The 7468-nt window shown below is 68.4% G+C and carries 7 protein-coding genes; 4 read left to right on the forward strand and 3 right to left on the reverse strand.

Translation table 11 applies throughout. The features are described from left to right. Positions 1–122 precede the first annotated feature (122 nt). Both FHD68_RS16355 and FHD68_RS16360 read left to right on the forward strand, forming a co-directional pair. The gene (locus FHD68_RS16355) at positions 123–911 is read left to right on the forward strand and encodes an MlaA family lipoprotein (RefSeq protein ID WP_240542490.1); all 789 of its coding nucleotides are present in this window, start codon (positions 123–125) and stop codon (positions 909–911) included. Continuing rightward, on the forward strand, positions 886–1503 hold the full coding sequence (locus tag FHD68_RS16360; RefSeq protein WP_052715217.1) for an MlaC/ttg2D family ABC transporter substrate-binding protein: 618 nt from the start codon (positions 886–888) through the stop codon (positions 1501–1503). Before FHD68_RS16355 ends, FHD68_RS16360 begins: the two co-directional genes overlap by 26 nt. A gap of 63 nt (positions 1504–1566) precedes the next feature. Here FHD68_RS16360 and FHD68_RS16365 read toward each other — a convergent pair whose 3' ends face one another. The 3 genes from FHD68_RS16365 to FHD68_RS16375 form a co-directional block, all read right to left on the reverse strand. Next, positions 1567–3846 carry a transglycosylase domain-containing protein gene (locus tag FHD68_RS16365; RefSeq protein ID WP_045983650.1) on the reverse strand — a complete coding sequence of 760 codons (2280 nt, stop codon included), beginning with the start codon at positions 3844–3846 and terminating at the stop codon, positions 1567–1569. 176 nt (positions 3847–4022) lie between these two features. Next, complete coding sequence (locus tag FHD68_RS16370; protein ID WP_127897792.1) at positions 4023–5429, reverse strand: ammonium transporter; 1407 nt, start codon at positions 5427–5429, stop codon at positions 4023–4025. Between the two features lie 245 nt (positions 5430–5674). Beyond that, positions 5675–6676 (reverse strand): polyprenyl synthetase family protein, encoded by a 1002-nt coding sequence (locus FHD68_RS16375; protein ID WP_045983648.1) that lies wholly within the window; start codon positions 6674–6676, stop codon positions 5675–5677. A 74-nt stretch (positions 6677–6750) separates the two neighbouring features. On the opposite strand from FHD68_RS16375, the gene FHD68_RS16380 reads away from it, so the two are divergent. Then, complete coding sequence (locus tag FHD68_RS16380; protein ID WP_045983647.1) at positions 6751–6960, forward strand: putative signal transducing protein; 210 nt, start codon at positions 6751–6753, stop codon at positions 6958–6960. After that, positions 6953–7468, forward strand: a 516-nt coding sequence (locus tag FHD68_RS16385; RefSeq protein ID WP_139086238.1) for a tRNA1(Val) (adenine(37)-N6)-methyltransferase, incomplete at its 3' end; no start/stop codon positions are given. The genes FHD68_RS16380 and FHD68_RS16385, both read left to right, overlap by 8 nt.

Below are 7468 nucleotides of genomic sequence, written 5' to 3' on the forward strand. Positions count from 1 at the left end.
CGTCTTGCCCCGAAAATGCCGCGCCGATGGCGGGGCTTGCCTCGTTACCGCGGCGACCATATCACCACGCAGGGCTTATGCCAGCCTGCCGCGACCCTCGCATCGAAAGGTTAAGGATTCCCTTGCGCCCCAACAGCCCCCCCGTCATGGCCCTGCTGCTGACGGCGCTTGTCGCCGCCGGATGCGCGCAGGCGCCCGTCCAGAAGGACGGCATCACCGTCAACGACCCGTTCGAGGCGCAGAACCGCCGCGTGCATGCCTTCAACAAGGGGCTGGATGCGCGGGTGATCGGCCCCGTCGCGAACCGGCTGAAGGGCAGCGGTGACGACGCTCCGCGCGATCCCGATGCGCCGATCGGGCTGTTGCAGATGGTCATCAATGCCGGGCGCAACCTGTCCTTGCCGGTCAAGGTCGTGAACGGGCTGCTGCAGGGCAAGCCCCGCGATGCGGGCGCGAACCTGACCCGGTTCGCGGTCAATTCGACGGTCGGGCTGGGCGGCGTCTTCGATCCGGCCGCCGACAGTTTCGGCGTGACGGAACGTGACACCGATTTCGGCCAGACGCTGGCAGTCTGGGGCGTCCCCGAGGGCGCCTATCTGGAACTGCCCGTGCTGGGCCCGTCCACGCAGCGCGATGCGGTGGGGCAGGTCGTCGATCTGCTGATCGATCCGCTGTACCACGTCTTTGACGGTCGGGATGCCGCGACGGTATTCGCCCTGCGGGTCGCGTCAAAAGCCGGTGATCGGGCGCGCTTTGGGGATACGGTGGATGGCATTCTGCAGGGCAGTGCGGATAGCTATGCGCAGACGCGGCTGATCTGGCTGATGAACCGCCGCTTTGACCTGGGAGAGACCGGTGACGATTACGACCCCTATGACGATGCGGATGTCATCGACCCCTATTCGGACTGACCGCCGGGGGCTGCTGGGCCTGATCGGATGCGCGTCGCTGACGGCGGTGCTGCCCTGGCGTCCCGCCCATGCGCTGGACGCGGATGGGGCGCACGCGCTGATCGACCGGTCGCTGGCCGAGGTCTATCAGGTCATCAATTCGGGCCAGCCCGCCCCCCAGATGTATCAGCAGTTCGAGGCGATCTTTGCCCGCTATGCGGATGTGGATGTCATCGCGCGTTCGGCGCTTGGTCCGGCTGCGCGCCAGACCGATCCGGCGACCTTTGCAGAATACCGGCAAGCGTTCCAGGGCTATATCGGCCGCAAGTACGGCGCCCGGTTCCGAGAGTTCATCGGATCGCGGATCGAGGTGACGGGGTCGCGGCAGCTGAAAAGCTTTTATGCGGTGACGTCGGTGGCGTACCTGAACGGGCGCGCGCCGCTGGAGGTCGAATGGCATGTCTCGGACCGCTCGGGGCAGGATCTCTATTTCAACATCATCATCGAGGGCGTGAACATGCTGGCCAGCGAACGGGCCGAGATCGGCGCCATGCTGGCCCGTCGGCAGGGTGATGTCGCGGCGCTGGCCGCCGATCTGCGCCAGGCGGGCTGACCGCACCGGCCCACAAAAAAGCCGCCCGGTCGCAAAACCGGGCGGCTTTTTCATGTCCGGGGGTCAGTTTCCGCCCAGGATGCCGTTCAGGGCGCGGGACAGGGCGTCGTCCGAATCGGCGCCCACGCTGCTGCCCGGCGTGACGGGGGCCCCGCCCTGGACCTCTCCGGGGGCGGTGATCACGCGGCCGCTGTTCTGCGCCTCGATCCCGTTCATCACCCCGGCCAGCGCCGCGGCCAGCGGATCGTCGGCCGATCCGCTGGTCACCACCTGCGGGGTCGTGCCGCCGCTGGACATGATGATCCCGCTGCCGTCGGGCGACACGGTCGACAGGGGCAGCTCCGGCAGGCCGTCATGGATCTCCAGCATCACCGCCTGCCAGATCTCGGCCGGCAGACCGCCGCCGGTGACCCCGGTCAGGGGCGTGTTGTCATCGTTGCCCATCCAGACGCCGGTCACGTACTGTTCGGTGAAGCCCACGAACCACGCGTCGCGATAGCTGCTGGTCGTGCCGGTCTTGCCCGCCACGGGACGGTCGCCCAGCTGTGCGCGCCCGCCGGTGCCGTTCGAAATCACCTGCTGCATCATGTAGATCAGCTGGCCCGCCGCGCGCTGGCTGATGACGCGTTCGCCAAAGCCGCCGCTCTGGCCCATCAGCGGGCGGTCGTCGCCCTGCATTGCGACCTCGACCACGCCATAGGGCGCGACCGACGTGCCGCCGTTCCGGATGCCGGCATAGGCGCCCGTCAGCTCCATCAGCGTCGCCTCGGACGCGCCCAGGCCCAGGGACGGGCTGGTGGTCAGGTTGCTGACGATGCCGAAATCGCGCGCCACGCGGATCACCTGGTCGCGTCCGACGACCTCCTGCAGGCGGATGGTCGAGGTGTTTAGCGATTGCGCCAGGGACTGGGTCAGCGTGACCATGCCGCGATAGTTGCGGGTATAGTTCTGGGGCGACCAGTTGCGCCCGCCGGGAATGCGGATGGTCAGGGGGCCGTCCTCGATCCGGTCGCTTGGCGAATACCCGGCCTCCAGCGCGGCGGCATAGACGAAGGGCTTGAAGCTGGACCCGGTCTGGCGCTTCGCCTGGGTCGCGCGGTTGAAGACGCCGTTCACCCGCGTGTCGCGCCCGCCGATGATCGCACGCACCGCGCCGTCGGCGGACATCACCACGACCGCGGCCTCGGCGGTCGAGCCGTCCTTGACCTTCTCGTCGAACACCTTCTGCAGGGCGCGTTCGGCCGCTCGCTGGATGCGCTGGTCAAGCGTGGTCGTGATGGTCACGTCCTCGGTCGTCTCGCTGGTCAGGAAGCCGGGGCCGGATTCCATCAGCCAATCCGCAAAGTAACCGCCCGCCCGGGCCGATGCCGCCTGCGATAGGGTCGCGGGGTTGGCGCGGGCCTGGGCCAGCTGCTGGTCGTCCAGATAGCCTTCCTGGTGCATCAGCCCCATGACGACGCTGGCACGGGCCTGGGCGCGTTCCAGGCTGGCGGTCGGGGCATAGCGGCTGGGTGCGGGCAGCAGGCCCGCCAGCATTGCGGCCTCGGACACGTTCAGATCGGCCGCGGGCTTGTTGAAATAGACCTGGCTCGCGGCCTCGAACCCGCGGGCGCCGCCGCCCAGATAGGAGCGGTTCATGTAGATTGAGAGGATCTCCTCCTTGCTGTACTTCGCCTCCATGGCGAAGGCATAGGGGATCTCCTTGATCTTGCGCCAGATGCCGCCCGACCGGCATTCGGCCTCGAACTCGGCCTCGTTGGCAAAGCGGGTGGGATCGAACGTGTCGCCCAGGCACAGCAGCTTGGCGACCTGCTGGGTGATGGTGGAACCGCCGTTCCCCTCCAGCGGGCCGCGGCCCTCGGCCATGTTGATGCGGATGGCGCTGGCGATGCCGCGCGGGCTGACGCCGAAATGGCGGAAGAACCGGCGGTCCTCGGACGACAGCACGGCCTGCTGCAGCACCTCGGGGATCTGGTCGCTGGTGACGGCGCCGTATGTCTCTCCGCGCCAAGCGAAGACGCGGCCGTCGCGGTCCAGCATGGTGACGCTGCCGCGGGCGCGACCGTCGAACAGGTCCTGCGCCTCGGGAAGACTGACATAGAAATAGGCGCTGGCGGCGCCGATGATCAGCGCGACCGTCACGGCCAGGCGCCAGATCGACCCCCAGACGATGCGCCAGGCCAGCGTCACCAGACCGGCGATCCATCCCAGGATGCCGCCGCGCCGCGGCTTTCCGTGCCGCTTGACCTTGCGGGGCGTGGCCTTGGCCGGCGCGGGTTGGCTGCGCTTGTCGGCAACAGGGCTTTTGCCCGAACGGGGCGGGGTACCGGTAGGTCGTTTCATGCGTCGGGTGCCTGCGTGACTGCGTGGCCGGTTGGTCCGGCGGAATTGGCATCCAGCTTACAGCAAGTTTGCGTCGGGGGGAATTGGGCTGACCGAAGCGTGATTTTCCACGCCTGCCGGTCATGCGAAAGGCCCGGCCGCAGGGGCCGGGCCTTTGCCGTGGGGCGGGTGCCCGATCAGTTGTAGGCGTTCTCGCCGTGGGTGGTCACGTCCAGGCCCTGGCGTTCGTCGCTGTCGCTGACGCGCAGGCCGATCAGCGCCCTGACGATATGGATCGCGATGAAGGACACGACCGCCGACCAGACGATGGCGATGATCACGCCCAAGGTCTGGTTCCAGACCTGCGCGCCCATCGCGTATTCGCCCACCGCGCCGGTGGAATAGTCGAACACGCCGCCGCCGCCCAGGGACGGGGCCGCGAAGACGCCCGTCAGGATCGCGCCGACGATGCCGCCGACGCCGTGGATGCCGAACACGTCCAGGCTGTCGTCGATGCCCATGCGGGGCTTGACGGAGATAACGAACCACATGCAGACCAGGCCGGCGATCAGGCCGATCGCGATGGCGCCCATGGGTCCGACGAAGCCCGCGGCCGGCGTCACGCCGACCAGGCCCGCGATGGCGCCCGAGATGCCGCCCAGCAGGCTGGGATGGCCGCGCATCATCCATTCGCCGAACGACCAGGCCAGCACGGCGGCGGCGGTGGCGACGGCGGTGTTGATCATCGCCAGCGCGGTCAGGCCGTTGGCCTCGAGGTTGGAGCCCGCGTTGAAGCCGAACCAGCCGACCCACAGGATGCAGCCGCCGACCAGCGTGAAGGTCAGGTTATGGGGCGCCAGCAGCTCCTTGCGATAGCCCAGGCGGGGTCCTGCGACCATGGCCGCGACCAGCGCCGCGACGCCTGCGTTGATGTGGATCACCGTGCCGCCGGCAAAGTCCAGCGCGCCGTGCCCGAACAGCAGGCCCGAGGGCGCGTCATAGGCCGACGGGCCGCCCCACCACCAGACCATGTGGGCCATCGGGATGTAGGAGAAGCAGAACCAGATCACCACGAACAGGATCACCGCCGAGAACTTCAGCCGTTCGGCCGTGGCACCCACGATCAGCGCCGAGGCGATGCAGGCGAAGGCCATCTGGAAGATCACGAAGGCCAGTTCCGGGACGTACACGCCGGTCGAGAAGGTCTCGGCCAGGGCATCGGTGCCCACGCCCGCCAGGAACGCCTTGGACAGTCCGCCGATATAGGGGGTGAAGAAGGTCGCGTCCTCGGCGCTGCCGGCACCGGTGAAGGCCAGCGAATAGCCGAAAGCGACCCACAGGATCGCGATGATGGAAAAGATGGTCAGCACCTGCATCAGCACCGACAGCATGTTCTTGGCGCGCACCAGGCCGCCATAGAACAGCGCCAGGCCCGGCAGGGTCATGAAGATGACCAGGACGGCCGACATCATCAGCCAGGCGGCATCGCCCTTGTCGACGATGGGGGCCGCCGCCTCGACGACCGGGGCCGCGGCGTCCTGCGCGAAGGCTGGGACGGCGGACAGGGCCGCCGCCAAAAGACCATATGCGGAAAGCTTTCTCATACTTCTCTCATCCTTAACATCACCCCACGGGCCGCAGCTGCGGCGAACTTCGCCCCTTGGATTGGCAGAATGCAGCCGCTTGCACAGGCCGCAGGCACTGATTCAGGGCGTCCAGACCGGTCATGCCGGGAAAATGGGCTGTAATGCGGGGCGATGCCCGAAATTCAGGCGCGCCGCGTGCGGCCGCGGCAGCCCCGAAAGGGCCGCCGAAAACGCAGGGTGGGAGAGGACGAAAAGGGGGTCTGTCAGGCCACGCGGCTGACGACGAAATCCGCGAGGTCGGCCAGCATGTCGCGAATCGGATGCGCGGGCAGCACCTGCAGCGCCGCGCGGGCCCGTGCGGCATGGGCCAGCGCATCGGCGCGCGCGGCCTCCATCGCACCGTGACGGGCCAGCAGCGACAGCGCGTGCTCCAGGTCGCCGTCGCGCTGGTCGCCCGCCTCGATGGTGCGGGTCCAAAAGGCGCGTTCCTCGGCGTCGGCCTTGGCGATGGCCTTGATGACCGGCAGGGTCAGCTTGCGTTCGCGGAAATCGTCGCCCACGTTCTTGCCGATCGTCTCGGTCGCGCCGCCGTAATCCAGCAGGTCGTCGACGATCTGGAAGCTGATGCCCAGGGCGTCGCCGTAATCGAACAGCGCCTGCACCTGATCGTCAGGCGCCCCGGCGATGACGCCGCCCACCTCGGTCGCGGCGGAAAACAGCGCCGCCGTCTTGCCGCGAACCACCTGCAGATAGACGGATTCATCGGTTGCCAGGTCCTGCGCCGCGGTCAGCTGCAGCACCTCGCCCTCGGCGATGGTGGCGCTGGCATTGGCCAGGATCTCCAGCGTGCGCAGGTTGCCGGGTTCGACCATCAGCTGAAAGCTGCGCGCGAACAGGTAATCTCCGACCAGCACGCTGGACTTGTTGTCCCACAGCAGGTTCGCCGTCGGGCGTCCGCGCCGCTGCGCGCTTTCGTCGACCACGTCGTCATGCAGCAGCGTGGCGGTGTGGATGAATTCGACCGTCGCGGCCAGATGCACGTGCCACGGGCCGGGATAGCCCAGCAGCTTGGCCGCGGCCAGCGTCAGCATCGGGCGCAGGCGCTTGCCGCCGGCCTCGATCAGATGCGCCGTCACCTCGGGGATGCGGGGGGCATGGCGGCTGGCCATGCGGTCGCGGATCAGCGCGTTGACCGCCTCCATTTCGGCGGTCAGGGCCTCGCTCAGCCGATCCAGCGGTTTGCGGACGTTGTCCTGCACAGTCATGCCATACCCCGTGTCTGCGACCGTGCATTGCCACGGCATCGACAAATGCGCAACCGCCGCTTAACGTCGCGCCCATGAAAGAGCTTTTCCGCAGCAACGATCCGGTCCGCATGTCCGCCGCCACCAGCCTGCTGGAATCCGAAGGGATCGCCACCTTTCCGATGGATCAGCACATGAGCGTGCTGGAGGGATCGATCGGCGTGCTGCCCGCGCGGCTGATGGTCGCGGACCGCGACGAATTCATGGCCCGCGCCATCCTGCGCGACAACGGGCTGGATGACTGACACCCGCATCGACGGATTCCTGGACGGGCGGCTGCGCATCAGTCAGCCTGCGCGCGGCTATCGCGCGGGGGCGGATGCGGTGATGCTGGCCGCGGCCTGTCCCGCGCGGCCGGGGCAGGCGGTGCTGGAACTGGGCTGCGGGGCCGGGGTGGCCAGCCTGTGCCTGGGCTGGCGGGTGCCGGACCTGGCGATCACCGGGCTGGAGCGGCAGCAGTCCTATGCGGACCTGGCCCGCCGCAATGCCGCCGCGAACGGCATCGCGCTGACGGTCCTGACCGGCGATCTGACCGACCCGCCGCGGGATCTGCGCGACGCCTCCTTTGACCATGTGATGATGAACCCGCCCTATTTCCTGGGCGGCACGGCCGCGCCCGACGCGGGCCGCGCCCTGGCCAGACGCGAGGAGACGCCGCTGGCGCAGTGGATCGACGCGGGCCTCAGGCGGTTGCGGCCCGGCGGCTGGCTGACGGTGATCCAGCGGGCCGACCGCCTGGACGGGGTGATGGCC

The sequence above is a fragment of the Paracoccus marcusii genome (assembly GCF_006151785.1).
Taxonomy (GTDB): domain Bacteria; phylum Pseudomonadota; class Alphaproteobacteria; order Rhodobacterales; family Rhodobacteraceae; genus Paracoccus; species Paracoccus marcusii.

Bases quoted from the DNA above. Each gene is read 5' to 3' on its own strand.
- FHD68_RS16380 (WP_045983647.1), top strand. From the start codon at position 6,751: ATGAAAGAGCTTTTCCGCAGCAACGATCCGGTCCGCATGTCCGCCGCC.
- FHD68_RS16360 (WP_052715217.1), top strand. From the start codon at position 886: ATGTCATCGACCCCTATTCGGACTGACCGCCGGGGGCTGCTGGGCCTG.
- FHD68_RS16370 (WP_127897792.1), bottom strand. From the start codon at position 5,429: ATGAGAAAGCTTTCCGCATATGGTCTTTTGGCGGCGGCCCTGTCCGCC.
- FHD68_RS16365 (WP_045983650.1), bottom strand. From the start codon at position 3,846: ATGAAACGACCTACCGGTACCCCGCCCCGTTCGGGCAAAAGCCCTGTT.
- FHD68_RS16375 (WP_045983648.1), bottom strand. From the start codon at position 6,676: ATGACTGTGCAGGACAACGTCCGCAAACCGCTGGATCGGCTGAGCGAG.